The 20,912-nt window shown below is 50.3% G+C and carries 25 protein-coding genes; all 25 read left to right on the forward strand.

Annotation, left to right across the window (positions count from 1 at the left end):
- The first annotated feature begins 235 nt into the window (after nucleotides 1-235).
- Nucleotides 236-1,417: a hypothetical protein gene (locus JRN21_09375; GenBank protein MDG6989508.1), complete on the forward strand. Its 1,182-nt coding sequence runs from the start codon at nucleotides 236-238 to the stop codon at nucleotides 1,415-1,417.
- 95 nt (nucleotides 1,418-1,512) lie between these two features.
- The gene (locus JRN21_09380; protein ID MDG6989509.1) at nucleotides 1,513-1,767 is read left to right on the forward strand and encodes a hypothetical protein; all 255 of its coding nucleotides are present in this window, start codon (nucleotides 1,513-1,515) and stop codon (nucleotides 1,765-1,767) included.
- Nucleotides 1,764-2,402, forward strand: a complete 639-nt coding sequence (locus JRN21_09385; protein MDG6989510.1) for a hypothetical protein — start codon at nucleotides 1,764-1,766, stop codon at nucleotides 2,400-2,402. The genes JRN21_09380 and JRN21_09385 overlap by 4 nt, the downstream gene beginning before the upstream one ends.
- Nucleotides 2,403-2,593: 191 nt before the next feature.
- Nucleotides 2,594-2,812 carry a hypothetical protein gene (locus JRN21_09390; GenBank protein MDG6989511.1) on the forward strand — a complete coding sequence of 73 codons (219 nt, stop codon included), beginning with the start codon at nucleotides 2,594-2,596 and terminating at the stop codon, nucleotides 2,810-2,812.
- Nucleotides 2,813-2,871: 59 nt separating this feature from the next.
- Complete coding sequence (locus tag JRN21_09395; GenBank protein MDG6989512.1) at nucleotides 2,872-3,162, forward strand: DNA-binding protein; 291 nt, start codon at nucleotides 2,872-2,874, stop codon at nucleotides 3,160-3,162.
- A 45-nt stretch (nucleotides 3,163-3,207) separates the two neighbouring features.
- On the forward strand, nucleotides 3,208-3,477 hold the full coding sequence (locus tag JRN21_09400; protein ID MDG6989513.1) for a hypothetical protein: 270 nt from the start codon (nucleotides 3,208-3,210) through the stop codon (nucleotides 3,475-3,477).
- Nucleotides 3,478-3,770: 293 nt separating this feature from the next.
- Entirely contained in the window at nucleotides 3,771-4,529 is a 759-nt protein-coding gene (locus JRN21_09405; protein ID MDG6989514.1) for a hypothetical protein, read from the forward strand.
- 6 nt (nucleotides 4,530-4,535) lie between these two features.
- Nucleotides 4,536-5,180 (forward strand): hypothetical protein, encoded by a 645-nt coding sequence (locus tag JRN21_09410; GenBank protein MDG6989515.1) that lies wholly within the window; start codon nucleotides 4,536-4,538, stop codon nucleotides 5,178-5,180.
- Between the two features lie 534 nt (nucleotides 5,181-5,714).
- The gene (locus JRN21_09415; protein MDG6989516.1) at nucleotides 5,715-5,978 is read left to right on the forward strand and encodes a hypothetical protein; all 264 of its coding nucleotides are present in this window, start codon (nucleotides 5,715-5,717) and stop codon (nucleotides 5,976-5,978) included.
- A 144-nt stretch (nucleotides 5,979-6,122) separates the two neighbouring features.
- Complete coding sequence (locus JRN21_09420) at nucleotides 6,123-7,286, forward strand: hypothetical protein (protein MDG6989517.1); 1,164 nt, start codon at nucleotides 6,123-6,125, stop codon at nucleotides 7,284-7,286.
- A 21-nt stretch (nucleotides 7,287-7,307) separates the two neighbouring features.
- On the forward strand, nucleotides 7,308-8,201 hold the full coding sequence (locus JRN21_09425) for a hypothetical protein (GenBank protein MDG6989518.1): 894 nt from the start codon (nucleotides 7,308-7,310) through the stop codon (nucleotides 8,199-8,201).
- Nucleotides 8,202-8,295: 94 nt separating this feature from the next.
- A complete protein-coding gene (locus JRN21_09430) occupies nucleotides 8,296-8,538 on the forward strand; it encodes a hypothetical protein (protein ID MDG6989519.1) in 243 nt (80 codons plus the stop codon).
- A gap of 201 nt (nucleotides 8,539-8,739) precedes the next feature.
- The gene (locus tag JRN21_09435; protein MDG6989520.1) at nucleotides 8,740-8,946 is read left to right on the forward strand and encodes a hypothetical protein; all 207 of its coding nucleotides are present in this window, start codon (nucleotides 8,740-8,742) and stop codon (nucleotides 8,944-8,946) included.
- A 31-nt stretch (nucleotides 8,947-8,977) separates the two neighbouring features.
- Nucleotides 8,978-9,595 carry a hypothetical protein gene (locus tag JRN21_09440; protein MDG6989521.1) on the forward strand — a complete coding sequence of 206 codons (618 nt, stop codon included), beginning with the start codon at nucleotides 8,978-8,980 and terminating at the stop codon, nucleotides 9,593-9,595.
- Between the two features lie 290 nt (nucleotides 9,596-9,885).
- A complete protein-coding gene (locus tag JRN21_09445; GenBank protein ID MDG6989522.1) occupies nucleotides 9,886-10,593 on the forward strand; it encodes a hypothetical protein in 708 nt (235 codons plus the stop codon).
- A gap of 503 nt (nucleotides 10,594-11,096) precedes the next feature.
- Nucleotides 11,097-11,576, forward strand: coding sequence for a hypothetical protein (locus tag JRN21_09450; GenBank protein ID MDG6989523.1), 480 nt, complete (start codon nucleotides 11,097-11,099; stop codon nucleotides 11,574-11,576).
- 151 nt (nucleotides 11,577-11,727) lie between these two features.
- Nucleotides 11,728-13,122 carry a hypothetical protein gene (locus tag JRN21_09455; protein MDG6989524.1) on the forward strand — a complete coding sequence of 465 codons (1,395 nt, stop codon included), beginning with the start codon at nucleotides 11,728-11,730 and terminating at the stop codon, nucleotides 13,120-13,122.
- Nucleotides 13,123-13,125: 3 nt separating this feature from the next.
- Nucleotides 13,126-13,572, forward strand: coding sequence for a hypothetical protein (locus JRN21_09460; GenBank protein ID MDG6989525.1), 447 nt, complete (start codon nucleotides 13,126-13,128; stop codon nucleotides 13,570-13,572).
- A complete protein-coding gene (locus JRN21_09465; protein ID MDG6989526.1) occupies nucleotides 13,569-14,048 on the forward strand; it encodes a hypothetical protein in 480 nt (159 codons plus the stop codon). Before JRN21_09460 ends, JRN21_09465 begins: the two co-directional genes overlap by 4 nt.
- Before the next feature lie 194 nt (nucleotides 14,049-14,242).
- Nucleotides 14,243-16,432, forward strand: a complete 2,190-nt coding sequence (locus tag JRN21_09470; GenBank protein MDG6989527.1) for a hypothetical protein — start codon at nucleotides 14,243-14,245, stop codon at nucleotides 16,430-16,432.
- A 24-nt stretch (nucleotides 16,433-16,456) separates the two neighbouring features.
- Nucleotides 16,457-17,197, forward strand: coding sequence for a hypothetical protein (locus JRN21_09475; protein MDG6989528.1), 741 nt, complete (start codon nucleotides 16,457-16,459; stop codon nucleotides 17,195-17,197).
- Between the two features lie 3 nt (nucleotides 17,198-17,200).
- On the forward strand, nucleotides 17,201-17,608 hold the full coding sequence (locus JRN21_09480) for a hypothetical protein (protein ID MDG6989529.1): 408 nt from the start codon (nucleotides 17,201-17,203) through the stop codon (nucleotides 17,606-17,608).
- Nucleotides 17,605-18,084, forward strand: a complete 480-nt coding sequence (locus tag JRN21_09485; GenBank protein ID MDG6989530.1) for a hypothetical protein — start codon at nucleotides 17,605-17,607, stop codon at nucleotides 18,082-18,084. The genes JRN21_09480 and JRN21_09485 overlap by 4 nt, the downstream gene beginning before the upstream one ends.
- Complete coding sequence (locus tag JRN21_09490; protein ID MDG6989531.1) at nucleotides 18,081-18,446, forward strand: hypothetical protein; 366 nt, start codon at nucleotides 18,081-18,083, stop codon at nucleotides 18,444-18,446. The genes JRN21_09485 and JRN21_09490 overlap by 4 nt, the downstream gene beginning before the upstream one ends.
- 153 nt (nucleotides 18,447-18,599) lie before the next feature.
- Nucleotides 18,600-20,879, forward strand: a complete 2,280-nt coding sequence (locus tag JRN21_09495; protein ID MDG6989532.1) for a hypothetical protein — start codon at nucleotides 18,600-18,602, stop codon at nucleotides 20,877-20,879.
- Nucleotides 20,880-20,912 lie beyond the last annotated feature (33 nt).

Below are 20,912 nucleotides of genomic sequence, written 5' to 3' on the forward strand. Positions count from 1 at the left end.
ATCTAATCACAATTACCTACCAGGAGATACGAAACCAATCGCTGATGATGTTGGCAGTGGTGAAATTTGTCCCAAATGCGGCAGTACGAACACTACTTCCGAGCTATCTGCCGTGTCGCACTTTGGTGACCAAGATGGTGTCGTAACCATCAGATGCCATAACTGTAAACGCACGACGTACATGCGATGATGACCGGTTCGTGCAGATGAGTGATAGAATGGAGATGCTCTACAAGTGGGCGAACAAAAAGGAAGTACCGACAGGAAGCAAAACGAGATTCTTGACATAATTCAGAGTCTGGTTGAGATCGAGAGTAGGGGAACTGTAGTGTTCGCTACTCCTGGTTCACTTGAACGTGGAATTTATGCAACACGAAAAGGTGCAACTGGGCTAACTTTTGCCAACTATGGGTATGACATGGAATCACGTGCCCACCCAGCCGTCATGTTATACATGGAAGGCAACAGTCACACACACAAGAAAGCCCTAGAGAACATAATGGGGATCACGCGCCTATCATACAAGATGTTCCTCCGCCATTCAATGCTGAATAAGGGAACATTCGAGCCGTTGTTGAGCCGGGTCTACAGTAACATCCTGGGTATCGACAACGACTGTGCTGAAAATCAGTACCAGAACAGAAAGCTTATCATGGACGTGCCGAAATATCTGCAGGATGGCAGAGTAACAGCAGTCTTTGTCTTCGCGTACAATAAGCTTGTGAATCTGTTCGAGAAGTGGCGGCAGGATAATCTGATAGACTACATAAAACTGCACCCTACAACCCAAAACGGAAGAAGAGGGTATATTCTTTGGGCATGCAAGGCTGGCAACAAGAAGGTGCACGACGTCTTTGCAGAATATGCAAAAACCCACGAAGGTCACATTCCTGATTTCGAAAAATGCAAGTGCTCCTTCTACTGCAAGAATGGAGACCCTCTGTTGCAAAAGACGGCACCAGATCCAAATGACTTCGAAACGGTGTTCGTGAAACGCCGTAATAGCTGGAAAGACGCTCCAACGGAAGTAGAGGGTCAAAGAGATGAATGGTGCACCACGTCAGGCACAGGTAGCATCATTAACGTGTCATTAACGCTCGATACAAACGGAAGGTTTGACACTTCGCCGGCACCAGGCCGAGTCAAGATGGCAAGACTGCCTATCATTAACGCAAGCAAGGCGTTAGCGGACAGTATCGCCAGAAACCAACTACTGATACACGGGGTGCCCAAGGCATTTATCGATGATATCACAAACGAAATCCAGTTCTCAGTAAGAGACACGGACCTTGGGCGCATGAACAGGCTTCTAGAAAAACTTGAGACGCACAATGTCTCCAAGTACCCTAAGATGGCCCGGCTCATCGACGCGTATGTCGGAGAAATGATGGAGAAGTACAACGCGTCTAAACAGTAGTTCGATTGGTAGGTCGCCCATACATTTTGTTGGGCAACCTGCCTGTTTTAAGAGAACTAAATCTAGGTGGGAAATTGCCAAGGAATGCACAAAAAGTGAACAAAGAACTCATCGAAAACGGCTTCCCAGAAGCGTTTCTTGATGACATAACGATAATGATGAAGACGATGATGGGCGAAACCAGCACAGAAGACGTGAGTAATGCACGGCACACGTTAGAAAAACTGTCAGAGCTTGATACAAGCAGATTCCCCAAAATGGGGGACCTCTTGGACCAATACGTAAGCGAACTGACGGGTGTCGACGTTTGTGCCCTGAGAAAGGTTGCAGAAGGTGTATTGAAACAATGATAGTACTAGACTGTGAAACGAGCGGATTAGATCCTGTGAAGAACTCTATCGTAAGCATTGGCGCAGTAGACTTCAACAACCCTGCTGATCAGTTCTACGGAGAGTGTAGAGTAAAGTGGGGTGCTGAAGTTAGTGAGAAAGCACTCGCAGTCAACGGTTTCAGCGCTGAGTATGTAACAAAACTTGCCCCAGCGTCGCATAACCAGTTGATGGAGATGTTCAACACCTGGTACATGAAGAAGGATGATAGGACGCTAGCCGGAGAGAATGTGCCCCAGTTCGACCTTCCTATGATCGACGCCGGTTTCAAGGCTGCAGGTATTGATACCAACCTTGGCCACAGGGCTGTAGACATGCATTCCGTATTCTTCGTCCATTTTCTGAAGCTCGGTGTGACTCCCCCGCTCAGAGACGGGCGGACCGCGCTGGGAGCCGACACAATCCTGACCTACGTGGGGCTCTACACTGAGCCAAAACCTCACAACGCCCTCACCGGAGCCAAGATGGAAGCAGAGGCGTTTAACAGACTGATCTACGGTCAGCCCCTGTTCAGGGAGTTCAGCAGTTTTCCCGTGCCCAAGCTGATTCAGGCATCGGTGCTGACTGCACCGCTCGTGAAGCGCGAAATTTACTGATAGGTGACCGGATTGGGTAAATGGGAACCAATAACGGCACCATCGACAGGCTGTGCAAAGATGTGATGTTAAGTTGAGAGACAGATACCTTATGATTCCGAGGCCGCCGATCCGTAACCCACTGCTGCCATTTCCAAAGCCCGGGCAGGATGCGCCTGATATGAATGGTCCAACTACGTTACTGGGGTTGAATGCATAACATGGACTCGTCATCTGGTGTGGTAATCGTAGCTGGGGCGCTGTGTCTGATCGCAGCGTTTTTCATAGGCAGTTGGATTGGAGGGATACTGTTCACCCCCATGGGGGAAGTTCTTGTCTGGCAGTTCCTGATATTGGACCTGGCAGCTCTGGCGTTCCTCGTGACGGGGGTCGGCGGCGTCATCCTGATCATATTAGGGCTACTTCCATAGAGAATAATATAGTAGGTAGCTCTAAAGTCCGTTAAATAGTCAAATGGAGAATGGTGGTAATGAACATACGAGACTTCCGAGATGGTATGCGCAGAGTGGACACCGAAGGCGAGATTGTGGAGCTCTCTGAGCCCCGGTCAGTCAACCTGAGAACTGGTGGCGAGGCACGTGTTGCTGATGCCCAGTTGAAGGATGAATCAGGCCAGATCAAACTCGCTTTGTGGGACGACCAGATCGACCAGGTGAAGGTGGGGTCCAAGGTCAGGGTGACCAACGGCTACACCAACAGCTTCCGTGGGGAACTGCGCCTAAGCATAGGCAAGTATGGAAAGCTTCAGGTCCTAAACTAGGGACACTGAGGCCCCATACCTACTTTTTTCCAAGGCGGTAACACTATGTCTAGTGTTGAACAAACAAGGAAACTCAAGTCGTATGGCATGTGGCAATCGGTAGGATCAGCTTTCAAGGATGGCGGGTTCACCAAGGGAATGGCAATTCTTTACGCGGAACTGGACTTTACCAGGGCATTTGGAACTAAAAAGATGGCGGACGGCGCCTGGAGGAGTCTTGTTCAGTACCTTGTGGACCAGGGCGTGGAAGAACCTGAAGCCGTCCAAGCACTAATTAACGCTTCAGACGCAGTAAAAAATAGGAAGTACGGTTAGTGCCTAAGCAATCTTGTCGTTTTAGGCGCGCAAACATTGGAAAGGTTAGGAAAAATGGAAATCAAGGAATCCACGGGCCGGGCCACGTGCAAGAAGTGCTACAAAGTCATCCAGAAGGGTGGTTACCAAGTTCTCGAAGATACGGTTGATAATTGGAACCATCCAGCAACATATCGATACCACGCATCATGTTACATCGAGGTCCTCGAAGACAATGTGAAGCGTGCCATAGTAACGTTGAAACGCACGAAGAGACAATTGGCCAGTCTTTACGCAAAGCAGGGGAAGACACCATGGAGCAAGTAGCTAACCTAGTTGATGAGACAGAAGTCAGAGAGTTCATAAGACGCTTACCAGAGATTACAGTTTCTCCTCCATCTGTACACATCATTATGATGGCGGTCAGGTCGAGGTTGGCCAAACAGATCACAGGCATCAAACTCAAGGACCTTGTGATGGAAAGAACCATTATCAGACCTGTCTCAAACTGGCGACTTGTATACTTCAACGCTGTATACAATCTAGCCGTTCTGAAGCAAAATGGCCGCTACGAAGAGCGTGATGTGACAGTCGCCCCAGAGGCATTTGCCCTACTAGCTACCCTTTCTCCACGGCGTGTGACGAACGCAGTTGCTGAACTTGTGCGAGAAAACGTCGCATATGCGTTTCAGAACACAACCGTCGGTATGTATGAATTAAGCAAGCAGAACGCACGATTCTTCAGTCTACTCCATCAGAATCCCATTGGTGGGCTTCACTTGGTAACTGTTGATGTGGATGATGCCAGTTATTTCCAGCAATCCAAGGATCTGACATCAACGTTGCCGAGATTCATGACAACAAAGACGTCCCGCGGATATCACATCGTTCTGAACCTGTCCAAAGCAGAGGATGCTCAGGCGTTTTACGACCAAAGGGGATCTCAGGGCATCATATTCAAGCTAAAATCATTACCTGGCGTCGAGATAAAGAAAGATTCGTCAGAACCGATACCAGGAACACAATATGCTAGTCCAACCGATCCCAAGAACATCGTACGAATAGTGGAGTGAGAAGAGTTGAGTAGAAGAATAAAGTTTACGTTGATTAAATTAGGGCTGTATACAGTGTTGGCACTACCTGTACTTGTGATCACCTTATCGTGGCCTGACACATTGGTAAATTTAGCAATCGAGTTTGGCTATTACACACTCATTTACGCACTCATTGCGGTTGTAATTAACAGGTATGCCAAAACCCCGCAATCAGGAAATTACGACATGGCAAAACTTGGCTACAACAAGACCACGCGTAACCACATAGAACGCCTCGCCAAGGAATCTAGAGATGACCTGGAAAGCATCAGGAGTCTGCGTGCGAGGCTTGAAGATGGGGCCATCACTGACAGCAAGAAAGAAGAGATTGTGAAAGCCATAGCCACCAGAGCAATCGACATGCTCGATGCCAGCATGGACTGGTTAGATCATCTCGGGTACAGCAACATGGAAGCGCTTGACACAGAGCTCGATGATCTCGTCAACGAGTCTGAGCACGTGACGCAGGACGTCATGGCATACTGGCTCTACAACAAGCTGAGAGTGTTTGCAGCAAGAGTGGACACCACCATTGCAGACGTTCTTAGCGGCAAGTTGGGAAAACCAGTTTCAGGAACCGTGGTCAGGTACTTGCTTGACGAAATAGACGAAGTACACTACCACGCATAACGCTGTAGCTACAAGATCTGTCGGCACGTTGTAGCCGAGTGACTCCCGAGTCTCGCATCATATTCTGGGTAAGTGGTACAGAAAATGCAAGAAGAGCTAGAGAACATTCTACAAGGATGTCTGAATTGCAGCCTCGGCAACGATATGTTCTGCAGCGACAGTTGCCAGGCATCGTACGAGGACATGATAGAGGTTGGGGACGTAGTAGGATGGCCAGGGTTGATCCCTAATTGAGCCTAACCGAATCCATCTATGCCCCAAGCCTCGTCGATATCGGAAAAACCGGTTCACCTAACAGCCTGTGGCACGTCGGATGGGGCAATGGAACGGCTCTTTGTGGGGTTGTGATGAACGGTGGAGAGCCTGAGGATGATTTTGACAGCAGGAAAACATCTTCCACCCGAAGCATAATGGTGCAAGAGCTCCTCAACAGTGAGAGTCTTTTCCCATTGAGCCTAAGGGATAACCTAGACCCTCTGTGCGCCAGGCTGCTGAGGCAGCGAGTGAAAGAAGTGCCAAGAGTTGACATGAAACATGGACAATATCGTGGAATCTACTGTTGATAACAAGCGGGCTGCTAACTTCATCACTAAGCTTGGTCAGCTAGAAGTTTCCCTGACTGAGACCCCTTGGTACAGGCTACGGAAGCGAAAAGCACTCCAGGACCAGATCAACCATCTAGTGTGGAACCTGTTCCTGTGGTCCGTGTCATACAAGAAGGCCGCATTAGCAAACGACGAGCTGGTAGCTGCCTCCGAAAAGTCAGAGGGGTCCACTGTTGCCCCGGAAGATAACTGAAGCCGTTTGCGTCTGCCGCGGCGCAGCAACCATCGATATCAGAGGGGCGGGCCTGTACTTCGTCATTTGCAACAAGTGCAGAACTATCCCATGCAAGTGTGGGCGGCAGACGACGCTGCTTGACTGGACAGGAGACGAAAGCAATTGATGAAAGAAAACCAATACCAAGATGTAGAAGTCAAAGGGCTGGCTAACACAGTCGCAGAGCAAGACACCGAAGCAAAATCCATACCACTGACTACTTCATGCGTAGCATGCAAGCGGTATGACAGGGGGTACAAGGATTGTGTCTCATATTCATGGCTTTTCGGTGGAAAAAGCAGGAACAAGGACTTCGTAGACAGGTTTGTGTTCCATAAATCTGTCATCGAGACTCCGGCTATGAAAGCTGGCACGGAAGCGCACAAGACTCTCGCGGCAAGCCGCAGGGTAATTAGCGACTTGAACAAGGTCATCGCATCAATTGTTAGCATGAGACGAACAGCATGGAGCGCTGGGCTCATATGCACAACGAGCCGAGGTTTCAGAGGAAGCCCGGACACAGTAGTCTCGCAGCTAACAGAAACTAACGACGGTTACCTTCTCGAGCATTACATCATCGAGGACAAGACCTATCCAAAGAGCGACTTCAGTTATCTTCCACAGGTATGGGGAGAAGCAGAAACACTTACTGACCCCAACTTCCTGTTCCACGTAAGCACTGAAACGCTTGCTGACAGGTTGGAAGGTCCCTCTGTGGTGTTCTATGAACTCCTTGGGCGGCTCTTGCAACTCGCCGAGACCGGCAAGACGCTTCATGTGAAAGTCTACACGGTCCTTAACTTCTACGGAAACAAGGACGGTGAACCCAAGGACAACTACGCATGGCTTGTCAATGGAGAGCCAAAACCAGCAGATGGCTCAATAAGGTCACCGGAGCTGTGGAGCGAGGACTTCAGAGTACTCGACCATGAGAAGTCACTGATCCCTCTAAGGCAGAAAAACTCCAGAATCAAGGCTATGAAGGATGTCACCTACAATAGTGCCGCTCGGCAACTGAGGTTTACGACAAGGCCGCGGGTAGGCATCAATGTTGTAGAAACCTTTCCAACAGAGGGTAACGGCGTAATGGGACTGTACTCTCCGAAGACAGACGACGACAAGCAGGAAGAAAAGAAGCGGATGCGCGCCATCAAGTACGTGATGGCGGACCTGGCAAACTTTGCCAAGGTAACTGACGCCGAAAGAAAACTGAATGCCACCCAAGGGCCCGAGCTCATAGCGGCGGCAAAGATTGGACAGCAGCATGTAGCTGCTGGCAACAATTGATACCAAAAGGTGAAATAAAAATTGGTGTACAAGGGAATGAACGCAAAGACGAAGAATAACGGTGCAGGTATCAGCATAAAGCAGGGCTGGAACCTGGATTGGCAGGGTAAGGCATTGTTCGACACTGACAACCTGCTGGCAGGCATACTGGCTGCACCAAAGAGCAAGTGGGTAAAGGACAACTTTTTCCCCAAGGTCCGTGATGCACTTGACAATGGCAGTAAGCTTGTCATTGCAAGCGTTGATACAGAAGCTCTAGGACTGGGAGACCCACGGTTCCCCCAGGACAAGGTGCTACTGGTTGGTGGTATACAGAAGCTCGTGATCCAAGGCAACGACTTCTACATAGACAAGCCTTGGCAGCCAATGGTCGACTTAAAGGATGTCGACTCAGTAGATGTCGCGAAGAAGATTCACGACCGCGTTCAAGGGGCAGATGTTATGGTAGCCCACTACGCGCAGTATGACATAGGCGTGCTGAAGCTGTATGAACCGGCAATAAGGGAGAGATATGGCGACTTCCAACCACTTCCTGATGTCACCATCGACATCATGTCCCCAGTCAGGTCGTTCAACGTCTCCGCAAGCCAGGCACACATAATTAACCACTTCAACCTTGGCGCCCAGAAGGCCAGCGTCAACATCCACATCTGGCAGGATGCGGTCGTAGGCTGGTTCAACGGAATGTCCTTGGCAGATCGCAAGGCTGCGCTGCTTGAGATCCGTGACACCAGGAACAAGGGATGCCTTGCTGAGAATATCGCCGAGCTGGCGTTCGAAAGCCGCGAAATGGTCTGGATGAACAAGGTCAAGATCAAGGAGACCTATCCTAACAAGAACGCCATCCGGGACATCCTGGGTAGCAAGTTTGGCAAGACGCATGCCAAGCCGATGAAGTCCTTCGCAGGAAAGTAAGCGTCAGCACCAGCGTTAGAACGGGGGCATAGCAAATTGCTAGCCTCCGTTCTAGTAACAGGTCTGATTCAGAAGAATCGAAAGGTGCAAGAGCATGAAGAGTAAAACATACTACGTTGCCGTAATACTCTGGCAGGGCTGTATAGACAGCGTGAAGTTGTGCTCAACAAAGGCTGAAGCACATGCATTCTTCAAGACCAAGACTGGTATCAACTACGCCGAAGCCACCGCACACACAGGCGACGGTAGGTACAACTATGAGAACTGGATAGGTTCTGATATCTTTACCCTGAAAGCTGGGAACCACCAAAGCGGCAATGCCCCGGGGCGCGGTTGAGACAATGATCACCAAGGATATGACCGTAAGACCAAAACCCGGAGCACGAAAGCCTAGTCTAGAGCAGGCGCCCAAGCGGACCGTCATCAAAACCAACTCATGCGGTTGCACCTATGAGAGAGATGCCAATGGCAATGACTATCGGAACTTCCGTGGGTGCCGACGTAATCACGGGCGTGCAGTACCAATAAGGGTGTAATAATGAGCGCCAATACAAAGCTGGTAAGGCCACTCACAAGACAGCTCAACGAAGCAATACGACGTCACGATATCAAAGCAGCCAAGAAGCTGATTGCTGACCACCCCTTCGAAGCCCTCTCGGCGTCGAGGTTCGTTCGGCTCGAGTACCAGGACCTCGTTAAGAAGTGGGCCGCCGACGCAGTAGACAAGGAGGAAGAGAAAGAGTGATGAGGATATTTGGAAAGAAGGCAGACCAGAAATGAACCCATCGCTAGCAGACAAACTGGAGGCGCTGACGAAGAAGAGAGCCATCCATCCGCAAGAAGCACACGCTCTATACGAGTTTGACAAGCGGGTTAGAAACGACCAGTTTCTACCGGGCTCGGCCAAGCTCCAGGAACTGTACGAGGAGACAACGCTGTCCATCGCAGGGCACAACGAGTTCACTTCGTTAATAGCGGAGTACCAAGCTGCAGAGAAGAAGGAGAAGACACTGACGCCGGCGCAACGAGAAGGCATCAGAGTTCAATGGCTGAGGAATGCTATAGAGGCCGAAGCTTGTGCATTCGCTGCTAGGGTCCGTGGTTTCGCAACCAACGAAGATGAATTGGCGCATAGGCCAGTGTTCGATGCCAGCAAGTTGACCAAGCTAGTCAACGACACCGAGGTACCACAGTCATACAAGGCCAACCTTATCCTGGCCATAGAATCCCTCCAGAAGAAAGCAGATGCCTACGACGACAATATGGCAGCTGCACAGCACGTCTGGGCCAGCGGGTTCGGCGGACTGGAGGGAAAGGCGCTAGAGAAGGAGATGAGGGAATTCTATGAGATGGTCACAGGGCTCAGAAACTGCAACTTGGGCCCTGACTTCTAGGCAGGGTGTATCTTGCAAAGCATATCGTTGAAGAGCGCGCTAAGGCAGACTCTCCTGAGGACCATAGACGGGGCAACACCCGTGTATACTGCCATGATGTTGGTCCTCGCTCTCTACACATACTTCTACAGCCATAACATACTCTGGAGCCAATTCGACGTGCTGGGTGCTTGCGCAGTATTCGTGTTCGTGTGGACTTGGGTGTACTACCATTCCAGGAGATGTACGAAGATCCACAGACTCCTTACTGACGATGAGATACGCACACGCGAGTTGAGAGGTGAAAGAACATGGTGAGAACACTAGACGTCAGTAAGACGACAATCCTCATTCTCAACGACCAGGGCAAGGTAGAGCCGCTTCCCAGGATGCCGTACACATACACGAAGTATGTGGTCATGGGGGGCGCCCAAGTCGACTATAGTGCTTCCAACGGCCAGTGGAATGTAACTGTCAAAGAGGTCAGTTCCAAGAAATTCAGTGTAACAATGGACGGCAAGGAACAGGACATCAGTGACGTCAACGCCGTCTGTGAAGCTATCAATGCCCACAAGGACACAGGGAAGATAGAGCCATTAGTGGGACTCTGGAGGAAGCACTTCATCCAGCATTTCCTCGACTTCAAGTTCACGTCAGACACCCAGGCCAACGATGGGGACCCAGTAGGCCGCGAAAGGTTGGACCTCAGCAGGCAAGGGGTCTTTGTAATTCCCAAGACTGTCACAACATGGATCGACTCTTGGATGACCTATCATGACGGTGCAAGGGTCGCCAAGGTCATATTCAAGAAGGACAAGAAAGACAACCACAACTACCAAGTATTCATAAACGGGAACGACGAAGCCGTTTGCCTCACAGGCCGTGATGAGTGTAAGCAGCCATGGCTGCACTTCTTGCCGCCGTCTTACGCCAACAAGCCAATCCGCGAGTGCGAGTTCTGGCTGTTTGGGGTAGATACAGACCAAGAGGATGCAACGGTAGAGCAAGAATTCCAATGACGCGTCTTTCACAACACACAAAGCGCCACTCGTGCCATGACAGTACCAATGGAAGGTTTAACCAATGATCCAACTAGAACTTCCGTGTCAATCTGTCATGGTACATGGACCGTTGTACCACGGCACCGCCAAGTGTTCAGTAGAAAAGATCCTCGCGGATGGAATTCGCCCTACGTCTCAGACATGGCCTCCGGCGGTTCTCGGCAAACCCGTTGAGATAGACTGGGGAAAGCATGCATATCTCACGTCATCGCTTGTTGCTGCAAAGTACTGGGCCGAGCGGAAGGCCCGTAGCATTGGGAGTACCCCTGCCATAGTCGTCAAGACCGACGCCAGCCTTGCCTTGGTCAAGGACCCATTCGCTCCGCTTGGTTTCTGCACGAGCGTCATAATTCCGGCTCGTATGATCGCGGGCACCATGGACCCCCACGCCGTAGAAGGGGCGTACAATCCCTCGCTGGAAGACAGCCCAGAAGCAGATGAAGTGATACAAATGGTAGATGATGAAAATGAAAGTAGTTATCATATTACAAAATCCGTGGGCAAAAGGCTCCCTGAAACAGGGGTACCACCCGTCGACGTGGAAGAAGGAGTTTCTTACAAGTAGAACGGGCAAGCGCTTAAAGAGAATATTTGGGGACCAAGAGTTCAGCGTAATCAATGCCAACCCGACTCTTACTAACACAACAGACGGTAGTTGGTTAAAGCCCAAGGCTGGTATCACCGCTAGAATCAACAAGAAGAAACCTGATCTTGTAGTGATATGTGGAAAACTGGCGTTCAATGCAGTTGACACTGCAAAACTGAGACCGGGAACCAAGACGCATGTAATGAGACACCCTGCTTTCAGGCTCTTCTCAAGAGATATGGAACGCAAGGAAGCCAGGGAGATAGAGGCCATTCTACAGGTCGCTTCAGCCCGTTTTAAGCCGACTCTGATATCAAAAGGGGTGCAAACAACTGCCCTGCAAGAAATGCGGTAAGCCGATAATCGAAATATGTTCAGGGTGTAACCGACAGGTATGCGTCTGTGAGGAGCCAATCGGACCACAGCCCCAAAGGCCAAGGCCATACTACATCGGTGATGCGAGAGCAAGCCGGAAGCTAATCAAAGAGAGTTGAGAGACAATGATATTGTATTCCAACGACGAACTGGCAACGATACGCGAGAACCTGACCGCCGGGACGTTGAAGTTCGAGCTAGGCGGCAAAAGTCTGATATTCTCGAAGTCGAAGTCTCAATTCCCTCCAGGTGCCCCAAGGGAATATCTGCTTCAGAGGAACAACCGGTCACGGTTCCTCGGGTTGGCATTTGACACTGCTTTGGGCGAATTCATCCCAGGCTACCCTCACATCGACAATCCACCAAGGGCTCTTGATGTCAACGCGTACCTGGCATCATTGACCAACGGGTACTTCGAGCACAAATGGAATGGAACGATGATAGGACTTGTTTCCACATCATCAGGGATAGTCTACAGGACCCGCGGGACTATATCGCCTATTGCATTTATCAACGAAATTAACCTGGCGCTCACGAAGAACGCCAAGACTGTCCTCGGAGTCCAAGAACCATCATTCGAGGCATTCAAGAAGCGCTACCAGCCGATATTCGAAGAGGGCAGAGCAAATGGCTCCATCGACGAGATGGGCAACGTGGTCTTGTCGAAGTTCGCCCCGAGCATCATCGAGTCCATGAAGCCGGCGTTCGAACCCAACGGAGTCGATGTAGCAGCCGCGTTCGGGGAGTTAGTGAGCAAGTACAACCCTATCTGCGTCGACCCTCTCCTTTCCAAGGGGATCTACATCGATGCGGGGGACTACATGTACGTGGTCTTCGACGTCCTTGCGAGGACCGAGAAGGGCCTGGAGTTCCTCCAATACCCCTCCATCAATGAGATCGTGCCCCAAAGCGCGAAGGTCAAGGTCGTACAAGGAAAGCCGTTCTCACAGACATCGTTTGCCGAGCTTATGGAGTTCGCCGGCCGCGAAGAAGGCGTGCTGGTTAAGACTCCAAGCTACTATGTCAAGGTGAAGCAAGAAGACGTGTTAGCATTCGAAAGGATGCTAGGACGCGCTTCTACCATACTCGACTGGTCTGTGAAACATGTCTTCGAGAAGGGCGTTGCCTACTCTGATGAGCAACTGTTCGAGGAGAAAGTGCTCCTGAAACCTGAAGAATTCGAACAGGTCAGTGATGCCGTGTTTGCTGAGATGGAAGAAGCCGGCTTCGGCGTAGAGCAGCTCATCAAAGTCTACTCCACGAAGGGGGCAACCGAAGAACAAGCGAAGGCAAGCATCCAACGGTATGTAGCCAGGAAGGTCGATGAAAACCTCATGACTATCGTCGTACCGAGGATCTTTGCAAGAGGCGTGCCCATAAACACGCTCTACCTCGAGATCCCGAAGTACATTGACCTAGGCGATGTCCTAACCTTCGACACTCGACGGCAGAAGATGGTACCTGTTCCAGACTACGCGAAGATGCTCTCTGGAATCTACGGGCGGACAATTGCAAGGAAGGGATAGAAAATGCGCAACACAGACGTAGTGATACAGGAAGTCCCGCACCGAGAGCAGAGATACCCCACCGTTGGCGACTGGATTCCACCCACCAAGACCAGGCCAGCCAAGATCAGAGCTAGCCGGATGAAGGACAGGCGGTACACTTTCCTCGTGGCGCTCCACGAGCTGGTCGAATACAAACTGTGCAAAGAAGAGGGCGTCACCGACGAAGAAGTGGTTGACTTCGATGTGCAGTTCGAAGAGGAGCGCAAAGCGGGTCTGCACAGAAAATACGACGAACCAGGCGACGATCCAAGGGCACCATATCAGGCTCAACACAAATTCGCCACAAAGATAGAGATGTTGATGGCGAAGGAGCTCGGGGTCAGCTGGGCGGCCTATGAGAAGACTGTGAACTCACTGGGCATACGGAGGAAGAAGCACACGTCAAAGAGAAAGGCGACCAAGAAATGAGCCAGACACTCACAGAGGCCCTCGCGGAAAAGATATTCACCGCACTGGCCATAGCCGAATCTGAGGCCGGCGAAGAGCAGTACTATGACGATGTCAGATCTGCCCTGTATGACCTTTTCCCAAGCCTCAAGGGCAAGCATGAAGCGATAGCCACCGCCAGAAAAGCGTCTGCAGAAGAGCAGTGTGCAGCGAGGAAGGAAATCACTGACGAGTGCATAGGCGCTCTCGACCAGGCGGCGCCATTACTTCCTCAGATCAGGAGGTTCTTCTCCACCAACTATGCCAATAGGCGCCTTTCGGACCACTTCTCTGACGGGATATGCCTAGCTGCAGACATCTGGAGATACGCAACTCCCGAAGTCATAGGGCAGCTAGTAGACGAAGTCCAGACGAAAGACTGGTTGGGGCTCGCCGATCTGCTGGAAGGCGATTCCTTCGAAATAACTCAAGAGCCTCGTAGCGGGGTCGTATCATAATGAGCGAATTGCCAGAGTCGTGTGGTTTGCAAGCATACAATGAATTACAAAGACTTGCAGACTGTTCCAAGATGGGGACCTGCGCCTATTGCGCCAAGTCGTTCCAAGAGACGCGGACCTCACCTACGCAAACATTCTGTGATGATGGGTGCAAGGCTGCTTACTACAAGAAGACTTTCGGAGTAGCTGCGTGAGTGATAGAAATGGATAAGAAAGAACACAAACAAGTGTATTATGTTCCAGAGACCCCGAAGGTAGACCCTTTGGCTCTTAACCAGAATGAGATCAAACTTGACGACACCCTCAAGAGCATAGTAAATGAGAATGGCCTGATCAAGACAGAGCTCGAAACTGATGTGGTCCTGAGCAGGATAGCGAAGGACATATACAAGAACTACCTCGCTGGCTTCCGTGAAACGTATGCCAATGCTGTAACTGCTTGCCAGAGCGCAGCCGAGACGTTCAAATCCACACCAACGATCGAAGTAACACTAGACAAGGACATGCGCATGCTCCGCATCAAGGAGATTGACAGCATGGGTGTGTCGCCAGAGGCCTTCAAAGACATCTACCGCGTAGTCGGGCGAACAGGCAATGCAGACGGCAAACGCCTCGGACAGTTCGGGTTTGGAAGGTTAGCATGGGTAGCTCTGTCCGACAGGATGATATTCGAAACAAAGTACAGAACTGTAGACGGTCGAACCGGGTCATACGCTCTTGAGAACAAAGAAGGTCTTGCTTTCGCCCCGTTGCGAGCACCAGACATCGATGATTTCGGCACTACACTATCATTCTTCCTCTACGAGAACCTAGACCTCAGCCGCCTTGAGAGCTACATCAAGACTGCCGGGCAACTTGTCCCTATCAAAACGACGCTCAAAGTCATCTCAGACGGTAAGGAGATAGTAACACCTCTTACAATGACGCCCGAATCAATACTTGACGCTAACATCAAGAAAAACACCCATAACGACACCAAAATACTCTCAACCGAGATGCTGACCTACAAGGATAGTGAAGTAGAAGTCTATGGGAAGCTTGCCGTAGGCAAGTATAGTTGGACCAGCGCTGACACCGAGTGGGAACAATACAGAGACCACCTCTATGCATACGCTGACTATAGGCTTCTTGGCATGCCAATAGACCAAGACCGCAGTTCAGGTCCATTCACGGCACTGTTGGTTAACATACTCGATGAGAGGAAGTTCCAGCCAACAGCAGACCGGGACAGGCTCAGAGAAGACACAGCCCAAGCTCTGAGCGAGAAGCTGGTGCAAGTCTTCAGGAATATGCTTGTCCAGAGATTGTCAATGAGCACATTGACTGACTACATGGCGTTACCAAAAGAATGGAAGATCATCTTCGATGTCTACGCTCGTAACTTTACCATTATGGGTGACCATCCAATTATACAGATGATTACTACAGAGGTATCTACCCGTGGGATGAGCGAACGATGGAAGATACCGTTAGGACGAATGCTAAACCTCATACCCAAGGAACGACTCTTTTTCTCGCTCAACGGCACACCAGGGCACTACTTGCCAAAGGTGCAATCAATTGTCCCGAATGCTGTGGCTGTAATTATCCACGACGAGGAGACTGCCAAGGCGCTAAGGGACTATGGAGTCAGAGATCTGAAAGAGTTCGGAAAGGGTAAGAAAGTAGCTTCTGTAGAACCCATCGACTACGTCATCTATCAGTCTAATAATTACACGGCACGCAAACGCGCATCGAAGCAGGAGCTTCCAGAAACGACCATAAAGATCCCAGATGGGAGGCTTCTCGAGGAGTACATCCGCCGGATCGGGAGATTCCGCCATGACTACGTTGTCACCAGGGACATGAAGCATCTCGACGGAATCGGAATAGGTCTGGCGGCATTCATGCGCAAGGTGGGAACCAAGATCGTGACAACCAGCGAAGGCCCTATGGCAGTTAAGGACATACCAAAGGACATGTACCCCATGCTATGCGTCTATGACATGCCCGACACAGCCCAACTCATGTTCAAGGGCAAGACAGCAGCGGACCTATCGCTTGGTGAGCCATGGGAGAGCAACAACAACACTCCTGTCATAGGAATACTTGCTGACGCTAACACGATCTTTGAAGTCATGTTCTACTTCGAGGAGCGAAGACGACAGTTCGAGCTTGACACTGAAGGGTCCATAATCTCCAGAGCCTATTTTGGAGATAACTGGTACTCCAGAGGCAACTTCTACGAGCACAACCTGTCAATACTACATGTGTACCTCATGTGCAAGGACAAAGAACTTGCCGGCTTATTCCAGATCGCCATGGGTGATGCCAACAACTACGAGGAAATGGTTAAACGCCGGACCAAAGTCCTCGACACGCTCGCGCATCTCGACAAGAGCTGACTTGGTGTTATTAGTTAGGAGATAGTGAAACAGGAAATGAGTGCAGAAGAAAATCCATTCCTGATGCTCATCACAGACTACAAGAAACCCAAGTCATTGGCAGAGCTCGAAGCCCTCACGTCGGCTTCGGGCTTGCCACGCTACTTCAGCAAGACCTCCATAACTCCTGATCGTCTCCTTGATTCGAAGCACGTGAACTACATATTTGCCACGGACGGGTGGAGCGAAACCAATGTCACAATACAGAGTCTGAGAGCATCACTCCCAGACTTCGTGACTGTAAGTTCCAAGGCAACCAAAGTTGCCGTGTCAAGCAGGATAATGCGAGCACTGGAGAGATCAGTTTCGTATGTCGCAGCAGAGAACCAGCGAGCATTCTTCCTCATGGAATCGGCTAACAATGGTCATTACCTTACCACCCTCGACTTCAAGAACAAGGTCTGGGCGACCAATTGCCCAGAATACAACAATGTAGACAAGAAAACAGGGGGTCGCACAATCAGGTTCGATGTGTGCAAGCATTTACTTTCGGCAATTCCCTACTACAGAGCTGATATCCTAGACAAGTCGAGAGTGCCACTTTCAGAGAAAGCTGCATGGATGGACACCTATGATAGGTGCTACAACAAGGGGCAAGCCTTCGAGGCCAACTGGATCTACTACTTCGTCAAAGAAGTTATTCCCAAGCTAGGATTCAGCGCAGGCCACTACGACAGTGGTACAGACGTCAACGAGGCAATAGGATATCTCGAGAGGAAGGTTTAGAGCATGTATCTACAATGTAACAAGTGCCAAAAGGAAATCGAAGCGGACTGGATCATCTGCCCCACTTGCGGAAATCCACTAGATGGCAACTCAGAAGTCGCCATTGTCGAGAGCGCAATAAAGGCTTGGCGCAAGGAAACCAAGGCAAAGTATGTGCCATCACCTTCTGAAGAGACCCTCTACAGTATGTTCCAAGAAGGTAATGGGTACATCTACACGCTACGCGACGAGGACTGTGAAATATGTGACTTTGGCGCGATGGCTGTAATCGTGGCAATCAAAGGGTCAACAGTACCAGTTTCGATTTGCGCCAACTGCGGCCATGTTCAGAAGCTGGGGGCCAAAGAAGCACATGATCGTGGCTTAACGTTCACCCAGATGAATAAGGAGCAGAAGGAGACCAAGCCTTGAGCAACCCAAATGACAATAGGAAACTTCTAGCGGTATACCGCTTCGAGTACAGCTATGATGGCGTCCCCTCGTATTCCCTTGCCACAGTATGTACAGACCAATCTGGAGTTGAAGACTTTCTCCGTGATAACAGGTTCTTCAATCCTTCCGTCCACACTGTCTTCAAAGTGAATACGTTAGGACCTAACCCCAAACGGGTTAACACTGAAATTGAATACAACAAAGAAGACGACAGTCCAGACGTCGTATGCCCGAAGTGCCCTGCTCCGCTGAATAGTATCTCGATCTTCCCTGTTGACATCGACGAGATGGGTAACCCTACCAGCGACTATTCCAAGAGAACGAAGGCGGCATGGATGCATGGGAAGTGCAAGACGACATTCCCGATTGAAAACGTTGTCAGGTACTACAACGAAAACGGGAAGATGGAGCGGGAAACCCCATTTCCACCTGAACCATCAGAGGGGCCACAATGAAACAGAAGCCAGTGATTATGACAATCACGGTGGAGCCTCCAGAGTCATTCAACAGAAGGGTGATTACGAGACTCGATGTGGGCTACGATGTACTCTACGACTTTCCAAAACCGCCCTATGAAAGACTCGTGCGAGTTTTGTCGATCAAACACGTGTTGAGCAAGGGTTGGCTTAACCATCACAGGTACACATGGGATCTCTACTACGTGAAGATGAGAATATGTGATGGCCAGCCCGGCGCCGGCAGGATCTATGTCGATAAACATATCCCAGCCGACAACGTCACCTACGTCCGCATAGAACCCTATGGCATGGTAAGTAGCCTTCTGAAGGACAAAGGGGTCCTGAAGTATCAAGAGTGAGACAATGCCTCGTTACGAAGAATCAACTCATGTGGCGGCAACGAAGTGCCCTGAATGCGGGGAAGAAGCTGTCTACGCTACCCTCATAACCGACACCATAACGATGCGGGCTGTCGAGTCGTACAACTGCAAAGATTGTGGAGTTGAATGGAATTGAGCGCGCAAGAAACAGAAAAGAAGTATTATACGCCGCCGGCCGCAGAACAACCAGTACCTCTCAACATTGACAAGGAGCAGACACAATACGCTGAGGATCTAACAGCTCTCGGCGGCAGTAATGGCGTAATCGAGATGAAACTCGAGCAATCAGTCGTTATGGCGCGTCTCTCCAAGGATATCTACAAGGACTTCAAGTCAGGATTTAGGGAGCTCTTCGCCAACGCGGTATCGGCATGCACACTCGCGAAGGAAATCTTCAAGTCCAAACCACGGGTGGACATAACTCTCAACCCGAAGACAAGAGAGCTATCCATACGCGAGTTCGACAGTATCGGTATGTCAACCGAGGTCTTCAAAGAGGTCTACACCGTCGTAGGCCGCTCAGGAAATTTCGATAGGACAAGACCAGGGCAATTTGGTTTTGGCAGGTTGGCATGGGTGACCTTGTCAGACAGGATGATCCTCGAAACTCATTACAGAACCCCAGATGGAAAGACCGGCAAGTACGCTGTCCAGGGGCAGAACGCTTCGTCGTTCGTGGTGCTTCCCAAACCCACTTTGAACACCTTCGGGACGACAGTGAAGCTTGTTCTCTACGATGAAATAAACATCTGCGCACTAGTCAAGTACATCATCAAAGCCTGCGAATTGTCAAAGGTTGACACCTACCTGACTCTGACATCAGGAATAGGGACCCGCAAGCAAACTAATACGACAGACGATGATGAGGATGACGACGAAGAGTACGATGATGACGGCGAACTCAGTCCAAGCACATTCAAGGCTGGCACAACCAAACTCAACGTGACATACCACCAGAAGGTGGTTGCTCTCACGAATGGGAAATCTGACTACAGTGTCACTGGTGCGTCAATACTCAAGGAGTATATGATCACTGGCAGCGGCTGGGAGATGTATGGTGCATTCCTCACCGAAAAGGAATCCAGCGGGCTAAAGAAACTTGTGTTCGCCAACAACAGCTCATCTAGAACCTATCTCATCGGCCTCCCGATAGAAGCCGATATCTCTCTCCCATTCTCGGTATGGTATGTGAACGTTCTTGACGAAGGGAAGTTCCAGCCAACAGCTGACAGGGAAAGGCTGAAAGACAAGGCAGGAGAAGAGCTCCTGGCTCAAATCACCGCTGAAATCAGAAAAACATTTATCGCCTTCAATGTCAGTGACCTCGTTGGGTATCTCAACCTCCCAGCAGACGATAGAATCATATTGAGTGGAGGCAATGCTGCCTTCCGGGGGTATGTCGACAACCGCACCGTTCAGGTCATAGAAAGCCTTACAGGATACATCAAGTGGAAGAATGCCGAACAACACAAGAGCGCGTCGTATGACAACGACTCGCTGTCCCATGTGCTCGCTTCAGTTCCTTCAACTGACAAGATATTCATAGAACCGGCGCGGTTTGTCGAGAGACACAATCAGATCATATTCGCTCTACTTCCCGACGCCGTCATAGTCAACTGCCGGGACGATGATAACAAGGTCAATCTCCTTGTTGGGGCTGGAGCGAAGTTAGCAAAAGACTACATCGCAACAATACCAAGATCCCAACGACCTAAGCCTCTTCACAGCGGCACGGGCCATTCCGTCGGCTACGTCACCACATACGGTGCAACCAGTTACAGTAGGTCAACACCAGAAATAGAAGCGGTCCAGAGCATTCCTTCAAATGCAATCCGCATACCCAGAAAGGTTGGCTTGGAGGCCTACAAGAATGTCATGGCAAGCGGAATACAAACCGATTACGTGCTTGTCTCTGACAGCCCGGACTATGGCGAACAAGGGTTGAAGTTCGACGAATTCATAACCAGCATAGCCAAGACGAAGGTAGAAACAAACCACGGTGCAATAGCTATCGAAGGTCTTTCTGCCAACAGGCCCACACTCATACCGTATGACCGTCCAGAAATGGTCAGGCTTCTCAGTAAGGACAAGAACACCATAGTCATAGGGACCACCGACAGGATTTTTGAAATCATGTTCTACCGCACCTACAAGGGACTCAAGTACGAAGTCGACCTCGATGCGGGTTCCATTCTCAGACGTTACACTCCTCGCAAGGTCTGGGACAACCGATACAACAATGATGCTAATGAAGCGTTCGACATCCTGACCATCTACTTCGTTGTGAAGAACAAGAACCTCGCAAGACTACTCATACAAGCCTACGACGAAGATGCGCAGAGTGTCATGAAGACCCTCTTCAAGATCCCCGATATACTCGACGAATCGGTCATGAAGCAGATCCAACCATAGAGCTGTTCCCGCAGGATGAAGGGGCTCTGGCCC

This window comes from Nitrososphaerota archaeon, assembly GCA_029785825.1.
Lineage (GTDB): Archaea > Thermoproteota > Nitrososphaeria > Nitrososphaerales > Gagatemarchaeaceae > UBA183.